The 17,686-nt window shown below is 72.2% G+C and carries 19 protein-coding genes, 1 tRNA gene and 2 pseudogenes; 5 read left to right on the top strand and 17 right to left on the bottom strand.

Going from position 1 to position 17,686, the window contains the following annotated elements:
- Positions 1-46: 46 nt before the first annotated feature.
- The gene (locus ABZ898_RS25115) at positions 47-793 is read left to right on the top strand and encodes an NAD(P)H-binding protein (protein ID WP_361663073.1); all 747 of its coding nucleotides are present in this window, start codon (positions 47-49) and stop codon (positions 791-793) included.
- Entirely contained in the window at positions 786-1,202 is a 417-nt protein-coding gene (locus tag ABZ898_RS25110) for a cupin domain-containing protein (protein ID WP_361663070.1), read from the top strand. Before ABZ898_RS25115 ends, ABZ898_RS25110 begins: the two co-directional genes overlap by 8 nt.
- Before the next feature lie 78 nt (positions 1,203-1,280).
- Here ABZ898_RS25110 and ABZ898_RS25105 read toward each other — a convergent pair.
- Positions 1,281-1,354, bottom strand: a tRNA-Pro gene (locus ABZ898_RS25105).
- A gap of 124 nt (positions 1,355-1,478) precedes the next feature.
- Here ABZ898_RS25105 and ABZ898_RS25100 point away from each other — a divergent pair.
- Positions 1,479-2,177 carry a transketolase gene (locus ABZ898_RS25100; protein ID WP_361663067.1) on the top strand — a complete coding sequence of 233 codons (699 nt, stop codon included), beginning with the start codon at positions 1,479-1,481 and terminating at the stop codon, positions 2,175-2,177.
- A gap of 32 nt (positions 2,178-2,209) precedes the next feature.
- The gene (locus ABZ898_RS25095; RefSeq protein WP_361663064.1) at positions 2,210-3,124 is read left to right on the top strand and encodes a transketolase C-terminal domain-containing protein; all 915 of its coding nucleotides are present in this window, start codon (positions 2,210-2,212) and stop codon (positions 3,122-3,124) included.
- Here the strand turns inward: ABZ898_RS25095 and ABZ898_RS25090 are convergent.
- The 10 genes from ABZ898_RS25090 to ABZ898_RS25045 form a co-directional block, all read right to left on the bottom strand.
- The gene (locus ABZ898_RS25090; protein WP_361663061.1) at positions 3,121-3,480 is read right to left on the bottom strand and encodes an MmcQ/YjbR family DNA-binding protein; all 360 of its coding nucleotides are present in this window, start codon (positions 3,478-3,480) and stop codon (positions 3,121-3,123) included. The two genes, ABZ898_RS25095 and ABZ898_RS25090, sit on opposite strands and share 4 nt — an antisense overlap.
- Positions 3,481-3,520: 40 nt before the next feature.
- A complete protein-coding gene (locus tag ABZ898_RS25085; protein ID WP_361663058.1) occupies positions 3,521-4,426 on the bottom strand; it encodes a LysR family transcriptional regulator in 906 nt (301 codons plus the stop codon).
- A gap of 40 nt (positions 4,427-4,466) precedes the next feature.
- Complete coding sequence (locus ABZ898_RS25080; protein ID WP_361663055.1) at positions 4,467-5,666, bottom strand: glycine C-acetyltransferase; 1,200 nt, start codon at positions 5,664-5,666, stop codon at positions 4,467-4,469.
- A 28-nt stretch (positions 5,667-5,694) separates the two neighbouring features.
- Entirely contained in the window at positions 5,695-6,723 is a 1,029-nt protein-coding gene (gene tdh / locus ABZ898_RS25075) for an L-threonine 3-dehydrogenase (protein ID WP_361663052.1), read from the bottom strand.
- Positions 6,724-6,916: 193 nt separating this feature from the next.
- Positions 6,917-7,492, bottom strand: coding sequence for a GAF domain-containing protein (locus ABZ898_RS25070; protein WP_361663049.1), 576 nt, complete (start codon positions 7,490-7,492; stop codon positions 6,917-6,919).
- Positions 7,489-8,088 carry an ATP/GTP-binding protein gene (locus tag ABZ898_RS25065; protein ID WP_361663046.1) on the bottom strand — a complete coding sequence of 200 codons (600 nt, stop codon included), beginning with the start codon at positions 8,086-8,088 and terminating at the stop codon, positions 7,489-7,491. The genes ABZ898_RS25070 and ABZ898_RS25065 overlap by 4 nt, the downstream gene beginning before the upstream one ends.
- Positions 8,066-8,437: a DUF742 domain-containing protein gene (locus ABZ898_RS25060; RefSeq protein ID WP_361663227.1), complete on the bottom strand. Its 372-nt coding sequence runs from the start codon at positions 8,435-8,437 to the stop codon at positions 8,066-8,068. Before ABZ898_RS25060 ends, ABZ898_RS25065 begins: the two co-directional genes overlap by 23 nt.
- 2 nt (positions 8,438-8,439) lie before the next feature.
- Positions 8,440-8,874 (bottom strand): roadblock/LC7 domain-containing protein, encoded by a 435-nt coding sequence (locus ABZ898_RS25055; RefSeq protein ID WP_361663044.1) that lies wholly within the window; start codon positions 8,872-8,874, stop codon positions 8,440-8,442.
- A 95-nt stretch (positions 8,875-8,969) separates the two neighbouring features.
- Positions 8,970-11,174: an ATP-binding protein gene (locus ABZ898_RS25050; protein ID WP_361663041.1), complete on the bottom strand. Its 2,205-nt coding sequence runs from the start codon at positions 11,172-11,174 to the stop codon at positions 8,970-8,972.
- A 321-nt stretch (positions 11,175-11,495) separates the two neighbouring features.
- Positions 11,496-11,840 (bottom strand): barstar family protein, encoded by a 345-nt coding sequence (locus tag ABZ898_RS25045; protein WP_361663039.1) that lies wholly within the window; start codon positions 11,838-11,840, stop codon positions 11,496-11,498.
- 173 nt (positions 11,841-12,013) lie between these two features.
- On the opposite strand from ABZ898_RS25045, the gene ABZ898_RS25040 reads away from it, so the two are divergent.
- The gene (locus ABZ898_RS25040; RefSeq protein ID WP_361663036.1) at positions 12,014-13,522 is read left to right on the top strand and encodes a SulP family inorganic anion transporter; all 1,509 of its coding nucleotides are present in this window, start codon (positions 12,014-12,016) and stop codon (positions 13,520-13,522) included.
- 27 nt (positions 13,523-13,549) lie between these two features.
- Here the strand turns inward: ABZ898_RS25040 and ssuE are convergent, their stop codons facing one another.
- The 6 genes and pseudogenes from ssuE to ABZ898_RS25010 all read right to left on the bottom strand — a co-directional run.
- Positions 13,550-14,104 (bottom strand): NADPH-dependent FMN reductase, encoded by a 555-nt coding sequence (ssuE, locus tag ABZ898_RS25035; protein WP_361663033.1) that lies wholly within the window; start codon positions 14,102-14,104, stop codon positions 13,550-13,552.
- 37 nt (positions 14,105-14,141) lie between these two features.
- Positions 14,142-15,209, bottom strand: a complete 1,068-nt coding sequence (locus tag ABZ898_RS25030; RefSeq protein WP_361663030.1) for an LLM class flavin-dependent oxidoreductase — start codon at positions 15,207-15,209, stop codon at positions 14,142-14,144.
- Positions 15,206-15,523, bottom strand: a pseudogene (locus tag ABZ898_RS25025) (F420-dependent methylene-tetrahydromethanopterin reductase); the annotation flags it as partial. The gene ABZ898_RS25030 and the pseudogene ABZ898_RS25025, both read right to left, overlap by 4 nt.
- Before the next feature lie 165 nt (positions 15,524-15,688).
- On the bottom strand, positions 15,689-16,453 hold the full coding sequence (locus ABZ898_RS25020) for an amino acid ABC transporter ATP-binding protein (RefSeq protein ID WP_361663027.1): 765 nt from the start codon (positions 16,451-16,453) through the stop codon (positions 15,689-15,691).
- A 26-nt stretch (positions 16,454-16,479) separates the two neighbouring features.
- Positions 16,480-17,430 carry an ABC transporter substrate-binding protein gene (locus tag ABZ898_RS25015; protein ID WP_361663024.1) on the bottom strand — a complete coding sequence of 317 codons (951 nt, stop codon included), beginning with the start codon at positions 17,428-17,430 and terminating at the stop codon, positions 16,480-16,482.
- Positions 17,427-17,669: pseudogene (locus ABZ898_RS25010) on the bottom strand (GNAT family N-acetyltransferase); the annotation flags it as partial. The pseudogene ABZ898_RS25010 and the gene ABZ898_RS25015, both read right to left, overlap by 4 nt.
- Between the last annotated feature and the right edge of the window lie 17 nt (positions 17,670-17,686).

The raw sequence follows: 17,686 nt of genomic DNA, 5'->3' as shown, positions 1-17,686 counted from the left end.
CCGAGTAGCTGAGCCGCTGAGTCGCCGACCGGAGAGGACCTCTCATATGAAGATCGCCGTCGTCGGGGCGGGCGGATTCGTCGGATCGCGCCTGGTGAGGAAGTTACGGGCGGCGGGCCACGAGGTCGCCGCCCACGACCGTTCCACCGGAGTCGACCTGCTGACCGGGGAAGGTGTGCCGGACGCGCTGGCCGGAGCCGACGCCGTCGTCAACACCATCGACGCGCCCAGCTTCGACGAGGACGCCATGCCGTTCTTCCGCACCACCACACAGACGCTGCTGCGCGCGGCGGACGGGGCCGGGGTCCGGAAAGTGGTGCTCCTGTCCATCGTCGGGATCGACCAGGTGCCGGACGTGGCCTACTACCGGGCGAAGCTGGAGCAGGAACGCCTGGTGGAGGCCGGCCCCGTCCCCTACACGATCGTGCGGGCCACCCAGTTCATGGACTTCGTCGAACCGATCATGTCCTGGACCACGTCGGGCGACACCGTACGGCTGCCCACCACCCGGCTCCAGCCGGTCGCCGTGGACGACGTGGTCGACACCCTCGTCGAGGCCGCCACCGCTCCGCCCAGGAACGCCGTCGTCAATGTCGCGGGCCCCGACGTGGTCTCCCTCGACGAGCTGGGCCGGCTCACCCTCCGGGCGCACCCCGACGACCGTGAGGTGATCATCGACGACAGCGCGGGCCTGTTCGGCCAGGTCCCGCAGGACGCCGTCATCGCCCCGCCGGGCGCCCGTCTGGGCACGACGTCGTACGAGCAGTGGCTCCAGGAGCGGCACGATGCCTGAGAACGGACACCGCTCCGAGGCGTGGAAGACCGCCGTCACCGTGCTCGACGACGCCGAGCCTCCCGCCTTCCCCGCGGGCGCGCACGTCGTCACCGCCCGCGTCGAGTTCCCGCCCGGCGACCCCGGCACCCCTGCCCACCGCCACTCCGGCCCCGTCTTCGGCTACGTGATGGAAGGCGAGATGCTCTACGAGGTGGAAGGACAGCCGCCGAGAGTGATCCGGGCGGGCGAAGCCTTCTGGGAGCCGGGCGGCGACGTGATCCACTACCAGGACGCCAACCACCGCCCCGACATCCCGCTCCGCTTCCTGGCCACCCTCGTCTGCGAGCCGGGCAAACCGCTGCTCGAACTCGTCACCGAGGAGGAACTGGCGGAGCGGAAGCACTTGCGTGCGGCGGGGAGCGACTGAAGCGCACGGGTCCCGGGAATGACCGAGGGCCGTTGCCGGATTTCTCCGGCGACGGCCCTGATCTGCGACTCTCTCGAGTCGGGACGACAGGATTTGAACCTGCGACCCCTTGACCCCCAGTCAAGTGCGCTACCAAGCTGCGCCACGTCCCGATGCTGTTTGACCTGGGGTTTCCCTGGTCGAAACGTGCAGGGAAACAATACCGCACTCGGGTCGGTGCTCGCGCACCGTTCGGTTGTTGACCTCAACCGGGCTTGAGGTTGCAGGATCGTCCGCATGACGATCACAGCGGACCACGGATACGACGATCTGCCCCGCCTGATGAGCCTGATGACCGGCGACGAGAAGCACGACTTCGCCGCCACCTCCACGCTCGACGTGCTGTGGGTGCTGTACGACCGGGTGCTCGACGTCACCCCCGGGCGGGCCGGGGCCCCCGACCGGGACCGGTTCCTGCTGAGCAAGGGGCACGGGCCGATGGCGTACTACGCGGTCCTGGCGGCGAAGGGGTTCGTGCCCGAGGAGTGGCTCCCCGGCTTCGGCGGCTACGACTCGCCGCTCGGCCACCACCCCGACCGGGTGCTCGTGCCGGGCGCCGAGATCGGCAGCGGGTCGCTCGGGCACGGGCTTCCGCTGGCCGTCGGCAGCGCGCTCGGGCTGCGGGCGCAGGGGCTGGCGGGGCCGGCCGTCTGGGTGCTGATCGGGGACGCCGAGCTGGACGAGGGCAGCAACCACGAGGCGATCGCCTACGCCGGTGCGGCGGGGCTCGACCGGCTCCACACGGTGGTCGTGGACAACGCCTCCGCCAGTCACGCCCTGCCCGGCGGCATCGCGGCCCGGTTCGAGGCGGCGAACTGGTCCACCGCGACCGTCGACGGACGCGATCACACCGCCCTGTACGCGGCCCTCACCGCGCCGCATCCCGGCCGGCCGCACGCGGTCGTCGCCCGTGTGGAACCGAAGAACGCCCACTGACCGGATCAGAAAGGCCCACCCTCGTGGACATCATGGAAACCATGCGTGACCGGTTCGGCACCGTCGCCTCCCAGCTGCTGGACGAGGACCCCCGGGTCGCGGTCGTCCTCGCCGAGATCGGCCGCGACGCGTTCACGGACGCCGCCCGGCGGCACCCCGACCGGCTGATCAACGTCGGCATCCGCGAGCAGCTCCTCGTCGGGGCCGCCGCCGGCCTCGCCCTCACCGGGATGCGCCCCGTCGTGCACACCTTCGCCGCGTTCCTCGTCGAGCGGCCGTTCGAGCAGATCAAGCTGGACCTCGGCCACCAGGACACCGGCGCGGTCCTGGTCAGCGCGGGCGGCTCGTTCGACTGGCCGGCCGGCGGCCAGACCCACATGTCGCCGGGCGACGTGGCCCTCCTCGACACCCTGGACGGCTGGACCGTGCACGTGCCCGGCCACCCGGACGAGGCCGAGACCCTGCTGCGGCACGCCGTCGCGGCGGGCGACGACAAGGTGTACGTACGCCTCTCCCTCCAGCGCAACCGGCTCGCCCTGCCCGTCGACGGCGCCCGCTTCCGCACCGTGCGCGAGGGGCGGGCCGGGGTGGTCGTCGCGGTCGGGCCGATGCTGGACGCCGTCCTCGCCGCCACCGAGGGCCTGGACGTGACCGTCCTGTACGCGACGACCGTGCGGCCCTTCGACGCGGCGGCCCTGCGCCGGGCCACCGAGGCGGCGGGAACGGACGTGGTCCTGGTCGAGCCCTACCTCGCCGGCACCTCGACCCGCGCCGCCACCGAGGCCCTGGCCGACGTGCCGCACCGCGTCCTCGGCCTCGGCGTCGGCCGCCGCGAGCTGCGCCGGTACGGCACCCTCGACGAACATCTCACGGCGCACGGCCTGGACGCCCACGGCCTGCGGGAACGGATCGGCGCGTTCGTCGGGGCGGCCACGGTCAGCGTCTAGCGCTCCTGCGGCACCCCGAGTCCCGGATGCTCCTCCAGCAGCCGCGGGGGTGCCGCCTGGCGCCAGGAGTCGGCGAGGATGTCCCGCAGCTCGTCCTCGCCCTCCAGCGCCGCGAGTCTCGCGCGCACCCAGGCGAACTGGGCCTCGTGACGGGCGATCCAGAACTTCTCCGGCTCGGCCAGCACCAGTTCGTCCCGCTCCTCCTTCGGGCAGCGCACGGCCAGGGAGGTCTCCTCGTCGGGGAGCGTGGCGAACATCTTCCCGGCCACCCGGAAGGTGGGCATGCTCCAGGCCGTCTTCTCGGTCGTGTCCGGGAAGGACAGGGCGATACGGCGTACGTCTTCTGCGTCCGGCATGCAACGCACCGTAACCCCCGGCACTGACAACGGCCCCGGCTCAGCCCTCGGCCGCGGCCTGCCCGAGCGCCTCCAGCACCGGGCGGATCAGCGGATGCCCCTCGGCGCCCCGGCGCACGGCCGCGAACACGCGCCGGGTCGGGGCCACGCCGTCGACGGGCCGGACGACCACACCCGTCAGATCCATGCCGCGCAGCGCGGAGCGGGGCACGAGGGCCACGCCCGCGGCGGCCGAGGCCAGCGCGACCACCGCGCGGAAGTCGTCGGAGGAGTGCTCCAGACGCGGCTGGAACCCGGCGCTCTCGCAGGCCAGGACCACCACGTCGTGGCAGGGGTTGCCGGGGTACGGGCCGATCCACGGGTCCTTGGACAGCTCCGCCAGCGGCACCTCGGCGTCGTCCGCGAGCCGGTGGCAGACCGGTACGACGGCGTCGAACGGCTCGGCGTAGAGCGGGAGATGGGTGAGTCTCGGGTCGTCGGCGGGCGGCGCGCCCCGGTACTCGACGGCCACGGCCACGTCCACCTGCCGGTCCAGCAGCATCCTGAGGCTCGCGTCGCCCTCGGCGTCCCGGACCCGGATCTCTATGCCGGGCGCGCAGCGGCCCAGCCGGGCCAGGGCGGGCGCCACGACCTGGGCGATGCCGGTGGCGAAGGCGGCGACGGTGACCGTCCCCGCCTCGCCCTTGCCGTAGGCGGCAAGCTCCGCCTCCGCACGCTCCAGCCGGGCCAGCACCGCGTTGGTGTGGCCCAGCAGGATCTCGCCGGCCGGGGTGAGGCGTACCCCCTTCGCGCCGCGCTCGACCAGGCGGTGGCCGGTCTCCTGCTCCAGCGCGGTGAGCTGCTGGGATACCGCGGAGGGGGTGAGGTACAGCGCGGCGGCCGCCGCCGTGACCGTGCGGTGGTCGGCCACCGCACGGAGGATGTGGAGCCGCCGCGCCTCGATCATGCCCCCATTATCGCAAGGGGGCCGTGCTGGTCCGCGCTGGTCAGCCCGCCAGCTCGGCGCGCGCCGCGATGAAGGCGTCCACGGCGCGGTTCACGTCCTCGGTGGAGTGGGCCGCGGAGAGCTGGACGCGGATGCGCGCCTTGCCCTGCGGGACCACCGGGTACGAGAAGGCGATCACGTACACCCCGTGCTCCAGCAGCAGCTCCGCCATGCGGCCGGCCTCGGCCGCGTCGCCGATCATCACCGGGGCGATGGCGTGGTCGCCGGGCAGGATGTCGAAGCCGGCCTCGGTCATGCGGGAGCGGAACAGCGCGGTGTTCTCGGCGAGCCGCACGCGCAGGTCGTCGGCGGACTCCAGCAGGTCGAGGACCTTCAGCGAGGCCGCGGCGATCACCGGGGCGAGGGTGTTGGAGAAGAGGTACGGGCGCGAGCGCTGGCGCAGCAGGGCGACGATCTCGGCGCGGGCGGCGACGTAACCGCCGGAGGCGCCGCCGAGGGCCTTGCCGAGGGTGCCGGTGATGATGTCGACGCGGTCCATCACGCCGTGCAGCTCGGGCGTGCCGCGGCCGCCGGCGCCGACGAAGCCGACGGCGTGCGAGTCGTCGACCATGACCATCGCGTCGTAGCGGTCGGCCAGGTCGCAGATCTCGGCGAGCGGGGCGACGTAGCCGTCCATGGAGAAGACGCCGTCGGTGACGATCAGCTTGCGCCGGGCGCCGCCCGCGCTGGCCTCCTTGAGCTGGGTCTCCAGGTCGGCGAGGTCGCGGTTGGCGTAGCGGAAGCGGCGGGCCTTGGACAGGCGGATGCCGTCGATGATGGAGGCGTGGTTGAGGGCGTCGGAGATCACCGCGTCCTCGGGGCCGAGCAGGGTCTCGAAGACACCGCCGTTGGCGTCGAAGCAGGAGGAGTAGAGGATCGTGTCCTCCTGGCCGAGGAACGCCGACAGGCGGGCCTCCAGCTCCTTGTGGACCTCCTGGGTGCCGCAGATGAAGCGCACGGAGGCCATGCCGTAGCCCCAGCGGTCGAGCGCCTCGTGGGCGGCGGCGACGACCTCGGGGTGGTCGGCGAGGCCGAGGTAGTTGTTGGCGCAGAAGTTGAGGACCTCGCCGGGGCGGCCGCCCTCGGTGACCTCGACGGTCGCGGACTGCGGGGTGCCGATGACGCGCTCGGGCTTGTGCAGCCCGGCGGCGCGGATCTCGTCGAGGGTGGCGCGGAGGTCGTCGCGGACGGTGTCGAACATGGGGCTCCTTCGAAGGTGCTGACGGGGGTTACGCGGTCCAGTCGAGGATGACCTTGCCGCCCTTGCCGCTGGCCGCGTCCTCGAAGGCCGCCTCGTAGTCGCGGTAGTCGTACCGGCCGGTGATCACGGGGGCGAGGTCGAGGCCGCCCTCCAGGAGGACCGACATGGCGTACCAGGTCTCGAACATCTCCCGGCCGTAGATGCCCTTGATGGTGATCATCGAGGTGACGATCCGGGACCAGTCCACCGGGAACTCCTGCGACGGCAGGCCCAGCATGGCGATGCGGCCGCCGTGGGTCATGTTGGCGATCATGTCGCGCATGGCCTCGGGGCGGCCGGACATCTCCAGGCCGATGTCGAAGCCCTCGCGCAGGCCCAGCTCCCGCTGACCGTCCGCGATCGTGGAACGCGAGACGTTCAGTGCCAGGCTCACTCCTATCTTGCGGGCCAGTTCGAGGCGCTCCTCGCTGACGTCGGTGACGACGACGTTGCGGGCGCCCGCGTGCCGGGCCACGGCGGCGGCCATGAGGCCGATCGGTCCGGCGCCGGTGATCAGGACGTCCTCGCCAACCAGCGGGAAGGACAGCGCGGTGTGCACGGCGTTGCCGAACGGGTCGAACACGGCGGCGATGTCCAGGTCCACGGGGACCCGGTGCACCCACACGTTCGACGCGGGCAGCGTCACGTACTCGGCGAAGGCGCCGTCACGGCCCACGCCCAGGCCGACGGTGGAACGGCACAGGTGGCGGCGGCCGGCGAGACAGTTGCGGCACTTGCCGCAGACCAGGTGCCCTTCGCCGCTGACCCGGTCGCCGATCCGGATGTCGTCGACGTCGCGGCCAATCTCGACGACCTGCCCGACGAACTCGTGGCCGACGATCAGCGGGGTGCGGATCGCCTGCTGCGCCCAGCCGTCCCAGGCCCGGATGTGCAGGTCGGTGCCGCAGATGCCGGTCCGCATGACCTTGATGAGCACGTCACCGGGACCCACTTCGGGCTCGGGCACGTCCATGAGCCGGAGACCGGGCTCCGCCTTCTCCTTGACCAGCGCCTTCAACGCTACGGCTCCTGTGGGTGAGGCCCGGGCGCGCGGGCACGCCGAGGCGTCCGCACCGGGTCCGAGGGGTGGAATCACCCCGCAATCTGCCGTATGCGCCGACCGTAATCCATCGAGCTTTTCTTAACCGGCGCCTCAGCTCCGCTTCACACCTCGCCGGGTGCCGTCCAACTCCGTTTCTGTCAGGGCCCGTTCATATCGGCAGCCCGTCCTCGGCCGCCCGTTCGATGCGTACGGCGAGTTCCGCGGCCATCCCCTTGATGGCCTCAAGACCGGGCTTGCCCCAGGTGCGGGGCTCGGTGTCGGCGGCGCACACGGTGCCGAGCACCATGCCGGAACTGTCGATGAGCGGCGCGCCGAGGTAGGACCGGATGCCGAGGTCGTCGACGATCGGGTTGCCCGCGAAGCGCGGGTAGTCGCGGACGTCCTCCAGCACGAGGGCCTTGTGGCGGACCACCACATGGGGGCAGAACCCATGTTCCCGGGGCAGCACCCGGACGGCCTCGGGCCGGGCACCGTCCTCACGGGCCAGGGGGCCGGTGGGCGGGGCGCTCAGGCCCGCGAAGTACTGACGGCGCTCGCCGACGAAGTTGACCATGGCGTACGGCGCGCCGACGGCCTTGGCGAGGTGGTCGGCGAAGGCGTCGAGGGCGGCCACGGGACGTTCCCCGAGGCCCAGGGCGCGCAGCCGGGAGGTCCGGGCCGGCGCCTCCTTGTCCTCCGGGGTGAGCAGCAGGCCACGGACCCGGCGGGCCGGCTCGTACGTCATGACCGGGCTCCCTGGACGGAGGCGGGCGCCGGGGCGTGGGCGAGGAGGTGCTGTACGAGGGTGAGCAGGGTCTGCACGCCGGAGCTGGAGATACGGGCGTCGCAGGGGACGACCGGGACGGCGGGGCTCAGGTCGAGGGCGGCGCGCACCTCGTCGGGGGCGTAGCGGAAGCCGCCGTCGAACTCGTTGACGGCCACGATGAAGGCGACGCCGCGCTCCTCGAAGAAGTCGACGGCGGCGAAGCACTCCTCCAGACGACGGGTGTCGACGAGGACGACCGCGCCGAGCGCACCCTCGCACAGCTCGTCCCACATGAACCAGAACCGCTCCTGGCCGGGCGTCCCGAACAGGTAGAGGACGTGCCGGGGGTCGAGGGTGATGCGGCCGAAGTCCATGGCCACGGTCGTCTCGACCTTGTTCTCGACCCCGTCGAGACTGTCCGTGGCCGCGCCGGCCGTGGTGAGCAGTTCCTCCGTGCTGAGCGGCGCGATCTCGCTGACCGCGCCCACGAAGGTCGTCTTGCCCACCCCGAAGCCCCCGGCCACCAGGATCTTGAGCGCGGTGGGGAAGGGGTCAGAGCTGTCGTCGTAGTCCATCGAGCACTGCCTCCAGCAGAGACCGGTCAGTGGGGTTGTGGTGGAAGGCGGGGGGCTTGGTGGTCAGCGCCCCGCAGTCGACGAGGTCCGAGAGCAGCACTTTGGTGACCACGGCGGGCAGGCGCAGATGCGCGGAGACCTCGGCCACCGAGACGGGCGCGCGGGACAGGTCGAGCGCCTGCGCGTGCTCGGGTCCGAGATAGCCGAGCGGGGTCACGCCGGTCGCCATCACCTGGGAGATCAGGTCCAGGGCGACGCTGGGTTCGGTACGGCCGCCGCTGACCGTGAAGGGGCGCACCAGGCGGCCGGCCGCGTCGTCGACCCAGGGCCCGTCGCCCACGGCGGCCACGCTCACGGCCTCATCGCCGAGGGGTCGGCGGCGGGCTGCCGGGGCGCGGTGACGAGGTAGGGGCGGACGCTCTTGACCAGCATCGCCATCTCGTAGCCCAGCACGGCGGCGTCGGCCTCGCGGCCGGCGAGCACGGCGAGACAGGTGCCGGAGCCGGCCGTGCTGACGAACAGCAGGGTGGAGTCCAGTTCGACCACGACCTGCCGGACCTCCCCGCCGTCCCCGAACCGGACGCCCGCGCTGCGGCCGAGGGAGTACAGGCCGGAGGCGAGCGCGGCCATGTGGTCGGCGCTGTCGGGGTCCAGTCCGTGCACGGACTTCACCAGCCCGTCGCAGGACAGCAGCACCGCGCTGCCGGTGTGCGGGACGCGCTGCACGAGGCCGCTCAGCAGCCAGTCGAGGTCGGATGCGTGGGCGGTCGGCGCATCGCTCGCCATGGTGGATCGACTCCTTGGGGTACGAAGGTCTGCGGGAGCGCTGGGGTGGGGGGTGGGAGTGGGAGTGGAAGTGATGGGCGTAGTGGGGGTGTGCGTCATGCGGGGGGCGCGCTCCTGTCCATGAGCCCTGGCTCCATGTGGCTGGGGTCCATGGGGGCAGGGTCCATGTGGCCGGGGTCTGTGGGGGCGGACGCTGTGTGGGCGGACGCTGTGTGGCCGGGATCTGTGTGTTCCGGCGCCATGTGGCTGACGCCCACGTGTGTTGGCTCCATGTGGCCGATCGCCATGGGCATTGGCTCCATGGGGGCTGGCGCCATGTGTTCCGGGCCCATGTGGCCGACCGCGATGTGCCCCGTGTCCACGTGGCCCGGTTCCGTGTGGCCAGCGTCCAGGTGGCCCGACTCCACGTGCCCGGCACCCACCCCCTCAGCACCCATGTGCCCGGCGTCCACAGCAGGGCCCTCCACGTACGCCGCCCCCATGAACACGCCGTCTCCGACAGACGGCGTCTCCCCGTACCCCTGCCCCTCGGCCTCAAGGCTCTGCTGGGACTCGGCGAGGCCGACGCCCCGTTGGAAGGCGGCCATGAGCCCGGGGTCGTGGCCCACGACCGGGTCGGCGTCCGGACGCGGCACGGGTCCCCCGCGCAGCTGCGGCACGATGTGCTCCTGAGCGCGCCGACGGGGCAGCCGGGGCTTCTCCACGCCGGGGGCCACTCCCCCGCGCGGAGTCGGGAGCACGCTCGCGTGGCTCTCCACCACGGTCCGGTCCCCGGCGCTGATGCCGGGCACCGCTTCTGCGGGATTGGGCCGTTGCTCCTGGGCGCCGCGCCTGGGCAGCGGAGGCGGCACGACACCGCCCGTCGAGGCAACGCCACCGGCCACCCCTGCACCCACACCCACAGCCGCTGCCGCGCCCCCGCTCTCGGCCCGCGCCACCTGCCGGTGCCGTCCGGTGACCTGAGCACCCGGAACCGCGGCCCCGCCGGCCGGAACCGCCCCAGCCCCCACCACACCGGACTCGGGCAGGACCAAGCCCGCCCCCTCAGACGCACCGGTCCCAGCCCCAGCCCCAACCCCGACCGGAGCCGGACCCGAAGCCCCCAGCAGGGCCTGCGGCACCACCAGTACCGCCTGCACTCCCCCGTAGATGTTGGTCTGCAGGCGCACCGAGATGCCGTGGCGGCGGGCGAGTTGGGAGACGACGTAGAGACCGATGCGGCCGTCGGCCAGCAGGCTGGCGACGTTGACCTGGTCGGGGTCGGCGAGGAGGGCGTTCATGCGGTGCTGTTCCTCGACCGGCATGCCGAGTCCCCGGTCCTCCACCTCGACGGCGAGTCCGGAGGTCACGAGGTTGGTGCGCAGCAGGACTTGGGTCTGCGGAGCGGAGAACACGGTGGCGTTCTCGACCAGTTCGGCGAGGAGGTGGATGACGTCGGCGACGGCGTGACCGCGCAGCTCGCCCTCGATCGGCGGGACGAGCTTGACCCGTGAGTACTGTTCGACCTCCGCGATGGCGGAGCGCAGCACCTCGGTCATGTCGACCGGGTTGCTCCACTGGCGCCGGGAGACCGCGCCGCCGAGCACGGCGAGGTTCTCGGAGTGGCGGCGGATGCGGGTGGCGAGGTGGTCGACGTGGAAGAGCCCCTTGAGCAGGTCGGGGTCCTCGATCTCGCTCTCCAGCTCGTCGAGGATGGAGATCTCCCGGTGCACGAGGGACTGGAGGCGCCGGGCGAGGTTGACGAAGACCTCGAGTTTCTGTTCGTCGGCGGTCTGGCTGGAGAGCTGGGCCGCGCGGACGACGGCGGTGACGGCGCCGTCGTGCGCACGGGCCAGGTCGGCGGCGAGGAGTTCGAAGTCGTCGGCGTCCTCCGGCGGCCTGCGGCGCGGTTTGCCGCGCGGCGGTGCCTCGCCGCGGCGCAGCGCGTCGACCAGGGCGCGCAGGTCGGCCTCGCTCCGGGCGGCGTTGCGGCGCAGGGCGCCGACGCGGTCGCCCACGGAGCGGGCGGCCCGGTCGGCGGCCACGGCGGCGATACCGATGGCGGCTCCGGCGACCAGGACGGTCAGGGCGAGCACCGCCCACAGGGCGAGACCGGTGTGCGCGCCGGTGGAGCGGACGGTGAAGACGACGGCCGCGGTCGCGGCGAGCGCCACCGCGACGGGCGGGAGCACGGCGAGGCGCGTGAGCTGGGGTCGAAGGAGCGTCTCGGGCAGTGCGGGAGCGGGTCGGGCGACCGGTCTTCCGTGGCGGCCGCCCTCTCGGCGGTCGGCACGGGAGACCGGTGCGCGGAGGTGAGACATCTGCGTCCTCGTACTGGTCCGTCGGGCCCTGGTGTCGGAAAAGAGGAATGGGAAAAAGGGGCCCTGAGTCGTCCGACGGGCATTCACGCTAGTTGCCTGTGCGGCAGATGCGGTGGGCAGTTGACAAAGTCTCCCGGTCCGCGTCCCGCTCTGGTATGAGGCGTCGTACGGCAGATCGATAAAGCCGATGAATTTCCACGGCGGAAGGAGAAGAAAACGATCCGCATCGGATCTTTATCGGTCACAAGAAAACAACTCCGAGGGCGCGGGAAAACGCGCGCGGACGCTCTCGGAGTTCTCGGAGCAGCGCCCTCGGAGCGGTCAGACGAGGGTCAGGACGACCGCGAGCGTCGAGTCGTACTCCTGCTGCCGACCCGCGACCGACTCGAGGACCTGCTGCGCGCTCTCCCACTGCTCGGGCTGGGCCTTGGCGTAGTCGCGCCAGCCGATGACGACGAGGAGGCGGCCCGCGACCTCCGGACCCCAGCCGATGTCGCCGCAGGCGTCCTGGAACGCCTGCCAGTTGCGTCCGGCGAACTCGGGCAGGTCGAGCGCCTTGGTGGCGCGGTCCATGAATCCGGCCTGGTCCGTGACGCCGGCGAGGTCGAGCGGGATGACCTTCCAGCCGGCCTGGTGGACGACCTCGGCGAGGGTGGCTGCGGGCATGTCGGCACCGCCTTCGGGCTCCGGGGACTGCGTCGGTTTTCCCATCATGCCCCGGTAGGGGCGGGCCCGCAGGTTCGCGGGGCCGGGGACCGGACCGCCGCCCACAGTAGACTGGGCGCCTTTGTGCCCGGAGCCGTACCGGGCGCTCCCGAGCCCGACAGGTGCCCCTGCTCTTGATCACGCCCGCGCCCCAGCCCACCGCACACCCGCGCCGTTTCCGGCGTCCGTCCTGGCTGTCCGACCCGCGGGTGCTGCGCACCGAGGTGCTGGGCGGCCTGGTGGTGGCGCTGGCCCTGATCCCGGAGGCCATCTCCTTCTCGGTGATCGCCGGGGTGGACCCGGCCATCGGCCTGTTCGCGTCGTTCACCATGGCGGTGACCATCGCGTTCGTCGGCGGGCGTCCGGCCATGATCTCCGCCGCGACCGGTGCGGTGGCGCTGGTGATCGCCCCGATGAACCGGGAGCACGGTTTCGGGTACCTGATCGCGACGGTGATCCTTGCGGGTGTCCTCCAGATCGTGCTGGGCGCGCTGGGGGTGGCACGGCTGCTGCGGTTCGTGCCGCGCAGTGTGATGGTCGGCTTCGTGAACGGCCTGGCGGTGCTCATCTTCCTGACGCAGCTACGGGAGCTGACCGGCGTGCCCTGGCCCGTCTATCCGCTGTTCGCGGCCGGGGTGGCGCTGCTGGTGCTCTTCCCGAAGGTGACGCGCGCGGTCCCGGCGCCGCTGGTGTCGATCGTGGCGCTCACCGCTGTCACCGTGGCCGCGGGCATCGCGGCGCCGACCGTGGGCGACCGGGGCGCGCTGCCCTCGTCGCTGCCGGTGCCCGGGCTGCCGGACGTGCCGTTCACCCTGGACACGCTGACCACGATCGCGCCCTACGCGCTGGCCATGGCTCTGGTCGGGCTGATGGAGTCGCTGATGACGGCGCGGCTGGTGGACGACATCACCGACACCCGCTCGTCCAAGACGCGGGAGTCGGTCGGCCAGGGCGTGGCCAACATCGTGACGGGTTTCCTCGGCGGCATGGGCGGCTGCGCGATGATCGGCCAGACCATGATCAACGTACGGGTGTCGGGTGCCCGTACCCGGTTGTCGACGTTCCTGGCCGGGGTGTTCCTGATGGTGCTGTGCGTCGTCTTCGGGCCGGTGGTGTCGAAGATCCCGATGGCCGCGCTGGTCGCGGTGATGGTGATGGTGTCGGTGGCGACCTTCGACTGGCACTCCGTGGCGCCGCGCACCCTGCGGCGGATGCCGGCCGGGGAGATCACGGTCATGGTGCTCACGGTGGTGGTCGTGGTGGTCACCCAGAACCTGGCGATCGGTGTGGTGACCGGCTCGCTGGTCGCGCTGGGCGTGTTCGCCCGCCGGGTGGCGCGCTCGGCCGGTGTCACCTCGGTGCACGATCCGGACGGTTCGACGGTGGTGTACCGGGTCACCGGCAACCTGTTCTTCGCCTCGGCCGACGACCTGGCACACAGGTTCGCCTACGCCACCGATCCCGGCCGGGTGGTGATCGACCTGTCCGCCGCCCAGGTGTGGGACGCCTCGTCCGTCGCCGCGCTGGACGCCGTCGAGGCGCGATACGCCGAGCACGGCAAGACGGTCGAGATCAGTGGCCTGGACGAGCGCAGCGCCCGCCTGCACAGCACGCTGACCGGCGAGCTGGTGGGCAGCGGCTGAGCGGGCGGGCCGGGTGGGGGCCTTACGTCAGCCGGTCGCGGCCAACAGGGTGCGGCCGCCGAGGGCGACGGAGAACCGGTCGGTGATCTGGGCCAGCGCCTCGGCGGTGCCGGGTGCGAGGGCCACGGTGCCGTCGTCGCGGACCACTATGTCCTTGTCGAGGGTGAACCAGCCCTGGACTATGTGGGCAGCGCCCATGGAGCTGAGCACCGGCCGGAGCGCGTAGTCGATGGCGAGCACATGGGCCGTGGTGCCGCCGGTGGCGAGGGGCAGGACCGTCTTGCCGGTGAGGGCGTACTGCGGGAGCAGGTCGAGGAAGGACTTGAGCAGCCCGGAGTACGCGGCCTTGTAGACGGGGGTGCCGATCACGATGCCGTCGGCCCGGTCGACCAGCTCGGCGGCGGCCGCGATCGCCGGGTGCCGTACGTCGGCGCCGAGGAGTGCGTCGGCGGGCAGTCCGCGCACGTCCAGGGGGACGACCCGGTGTCCCTGGCTGCTGAGCCGCTCGTCCAGGTGGCGCAGCAGGCGGCCGGTGCGGGAGGTGGCGGAGGGGCTGCCGGAGACGGACAGGACGGTTGCCATGAGGGTGGCCTTTCGAGCGGGGTTCGGTGGGCGGGGGCTACGCCTGCTGCCACAGGGTGGTGGGCGCTTCCGTCCGCACCACGGGTGCGATCTCCTCGGCGAACCACCTGAGCTGGTCGGTCTGCCGGGGCTGGGAGAGGCCGGAGCCGTCGACGGTGACGGACTGCAGGTCGTGGCGGTAGGCGGCGTGGAAGCCGAGGATCTTGTCGATGACCTGCTGGGGGCTGCCGATGAGGTGGGGGCCGTCCGCGATCGCCTCCTCCACGGTGGCGAACGGCGTGTTGTAGCCCGGCCTGCCGGCCAGGTGGGGCTTGTACGACTGGCGGACGCGGGCCTCGTAGAACTCCTTGAACTCGGCGACGGCCCGCTGGCTGGTGCGGGCGAGGAACAGGCCGCCGGAACCGGCGCCGACGTAGGCGCCGGCCGGGTCGTGGCCGTGGGCGGCGAAGCGTTCCCGGTAGTGGTCGATGAGCCGGGTGTACGCGGCGCGGGGCTGGATGGCGTTGGCGCTGAACAGGGGGTCGCCGTGCCGGGCCGCCAGTTCGGGGGAGTTGAGGCTGGTGGCGGAGCCGTGCCAGACGCGGGGCGGGCGGCCTTCGTAGGGGCGCGGGAGGGTGGTGACGCCGGTCAGGGGCGGGCGGAACTCGCCCTGCCAGGTGACGTCCTCCTCGCGCCAGAGCCTGCGCAGCAGCTCGTACTTCTCGGCCTCGTAGTCCCATTGGAGGCTCTCGTCGAGGCCGAAGAGGTCGAAGTGGCCGGCCTCGGCGCCCTTGCCGATGACGAGTTCGAGGCGGCCGCGGGAGAGCTGGTGGAGGGTGGCGTAGTCCTCGGCGACCCGGACGGGGTCGAGGACGGCGAGGACGGTGACGCCGGTGAGCAGCCGGATGCGGGAGGTGCGGGCGGCGAGCGCGCCGAGCAGCACGGTGGGGCCGGAGGAGAGGAAGGGCCCGGCGTGCCGCTCCCCGATCGCGTACGCGTCGAAGCCCAGCTCCTCGGCGACGACGCCCGTCTCCACGATCTCGGTCAACCGGTCGGCGGCGGGCACCTGTTCACCGGTCAGAGGGTGCGGGGCGTGGCCGCCGATGGTGAGGACCTGGAATCTCACGCGGTCTCCTCCGGGCGGGGTGCGGGGTGGCCGAGGTGGTCGCGCAGGGTGGGGCCCTGGTACTCGGTGCGCAGGACGCCGCGTTCCTGGAGCAGCGGGACGACCCGGTCGACGAACTCGTCGAGTCCGCCGGGGCTGAGGTGGGGTACGAGGATGAAGCCGTCGGCCGCGTCGGTCCGGACGTGTTCGTCCATGGCGGCGGCGACCGCGCCGGGGGTGCCGATGAAGGACTGCCGGGCGGTGAGCTCGATGGCGAGTTCTCGGATGGAGAGGTGCTTCTCCTCGGCGAGGGCCCGCCAGCGGGCGGCGACGCTGGTCCGGGCCGGGGTGGCACCTCTGCCGTGAACGGCTGCGGCCGTGCGGTCGTCGGTGGGGGCGGTGCCACGGGCTGCCGGGGCTGGGCCGGGCGTGGGTACGGCGGCGTGGCGGGCGGTTGTGAACACGGGGAGGTCTCCTTGTGGTGCCGAAGCGCCCTCAGCTCAGAGGACCTTGGCGAGGAAAGCGCGGGTGCGTTCGCGCCGCGGGGTGTCCAACACGGCGGAGGGCGGGCCCTGTTCGACCACCGTGCCGTCGTCCATGAAGACCACGGTGTCGGCGGCCTCGCGGGCGAAGCCGATCTCGTGGGTGACGACGATCATGGTGGTGCCGGTGCGGGCGAGGTCCTTGATGACGTCCAGGACCTCGCCGACCAGCTCGGGGTCGAGCGCGGAGGTGGGTTCGTCGAAGAGGAGCACCTTCGGCTCCAGGGCGAGCGCGCGGGCGATGGCGACGCGCTGCTGCTGGCCGCCGGAGAGCTGGCGCGGGTAGGCGTCGGCCTTGTCGGCGAGGCCTACCCGGTCGAGCAGGCGGCGCGCGGTGGCCTCGGCGTCCTTCCTGGGGCGGCGGAGCGCGGAGACGGGCGCTTCGAGGAGGTTGTCGAGCACGGTGAGGTGCGGGAACAGGTTGAAGTACTGGAACACGAACCCGATGTGGGTGCGCTGTTTGAGGACGTCCCGTTCCTTCAGCTCGTACAGCTTGTTCCCGGCGCGGCGGTAGCCGATGAGTTCGCCGTCGATGCTGATCCAGCCGCTGTCGACCTTCTCCAGGTGGTTGATGGTGCGCAGCAGGGTGGACTTGCCGGAGCCGGAGGGGCCGAGGACCACGGTGACCTCGCCCGCCCGCACGGTCAGGTCGACGCCGCGCAGGACTTCCAGCGGACCGAAGCTCTTGTGGACGGCGCGTACGTCCACCATGACGTCGTTCATCGGCTCTCCCCTCGTCGCGTGTCGTCTCAGGCGTGCTCGGGCGGGCTGATCCGCGAGCTGTCGACGGCGGAGCCGGTGGTGCCCCACTTCTTGAGGATGCGGTCGTAAGTACCGTTCCTGATCAGCTCGTTGACGGCCGCCTGGAACGCCTTGGTCAGCTTCGAGCCCTTCTTGAAGGCGAAGCCGACGTCGAGGCGGTGGTACTCGCCGAGGAACGCGGTGTGCGCGGCGGGCTGGGCGGCCTGGTAGCGCAGGCCGTTGATGGTCGACATGATCACGTCGATACGGCCCTGCTGGAGCGCGGTGACGGTCGCGCCGTTCTCCGAGTAGACCTTCACCTCGTACGGCTTCTTCCCGGCCTTGGCGCACACCCCCTTCTGCGCGGCGAGGGTGGCCTCGAAGGTGGTGCCGGCGTTGATGCCGACGGTGCGGCCGCACAGCTGGGTCAGTTCGGTGATCTTGCTTCCGAAGGAGGTGTCGCCCTGTTTCACGGCGAAGCCCTGGCCGTCGTCGATGTAGGTGACGAAGTCGATGGTCTTCAGGCGCTCGGTGGTGACGCCGAAGTTGCCGGTGCCCACGTCGTACTTGCCGCTGCCGAGGGCGGGGAGGATGGTCTCGAAGGAGGCGTCCTGCCGCTCCAGCCTGATCCCGAGCACCTTGGCGACCGCCGAGGCGATGTCGATGTCCTGGCCCTGGGGCGTGCGGGAACCGTCCGGGTAGTACGCGGAGGGCGGCGCGCCGACCGAGCCGCCGATGCGCAGGGTGCCCGCGGAGCGTACGTCGGCGGGCAGCAGGGCGGCGGCGGAGCCGACCTTGTGGACGGCGGCCACAGGGTCGGCGGTCGGCGCGGGCGAGCCTCCCGCCGCGGTCGCCCCGGCGGGGTCGCCGGAGCCGCACCCGGTCAGGGCCAGCAGGGGCAGGAGCGCGGCGGCGGCCACGAGCGGGCGGGTGCGGCCGGGGATGCCGGTGGGCTTCACTGGGCGGTGGCCTTTCCGGTGCGGAGGTCTTTCTCGGGGTCGGGGTGTCTCGGGAGGTGTTTCTCGAAGGGCAGCGGGCCGATGGACTCCGGGTCGGCCTCGGTGTCGAACAGCGGGCGTTAGCCGGTGTCGAGGTACAGCGCGCGGGCCTCGGGCTGGCGGGGTCCGGTGGTGAGGTAGATCCGCCGGTACCCGCGGGCGCGCGCCTCGCGTTCCAGCTCGGCGACGACCTCGCGGGCCGACCGACCGGGCGGAG

It is taken from the genome of Streptomyces sp. NPDC046860 (assembly GCF_040645115.1).
Taxonomy (GTDB): domain Bacteria; phylum Actinomycetota; class Actinomycetes; order Streptomycetales; family Streptomycetaceae; genus Streptomyces.
The sequence above is the reverse complement of the archived record's forward strand: the minus strand, read 5'-3'. Positions and strand labels throughout refer to the sequence as shown.